Annotated in this window: 1 protein-coding gene; it reads right to left on the bottom strand. The window is 50.0% G+C overall.

Annotated features, from left to right (window positions below):
- The coding region (locus tag HZ297_RS11840) for a DNA-directed RNA polymerase subunit beta' (protein WP_281357452.1) at positions 1-313 on the bottom strand (313 nt) is incomplete at its 3' end.
- Positions 314-436 lie beyond the last annotated feature (123 nt).

Here is a 436-nt window from a genome sequence, read left to right as displayed (position 1 = left end):
GACCGGTTGCATCCAGAACCGAAACCTCACCTGAACGAGAAGTAACGACAATATTCCCTTCAGAGTTAGTAATGGCCTTCAAGTTATCCCACTTGATCGTACCGGCGTGCTTCACTTCGATCGAACTCTGAGCTGCCGAACCGGAAGCGGTACCACCGATATGGAAGGTACGCATGGTCAACTGAGTACCAGGTTCACCGATCGACTGTGCCGCCATAACTCCGACATCTTCACCCATGTTCACCAGGTGACCGCGTGCCAGATCACGACCGTAACACTGCTGACAGATACCGAACTTGGTTTCGCCAGTCATCGGCGAACGAACCAAAACATGGTCAACCCCTTTGGCATCGATCAAGTTAGCAAGCTTTTCATCAATCAACTCACCTTTGGAAATAACCAAAGCACCATCGTGTGCATAAACATCTTCACAGGT

Source organism: Thiomicrorhabdus cannonii, assembly GCF_013391695.1.
Classification (GTDB): Bacteria; Pseudomonadota; Gammaproteobacteria; order Thiomicrospirales; family Thiomicrospiraceae; genus Thiomicrorhabdus; species Thiomicrorhabdus cannonii.
Note: the sequence above shows the minus strand (reverse complement) of the source record. Positions and strands in the feature narration are given on the sequence as shown.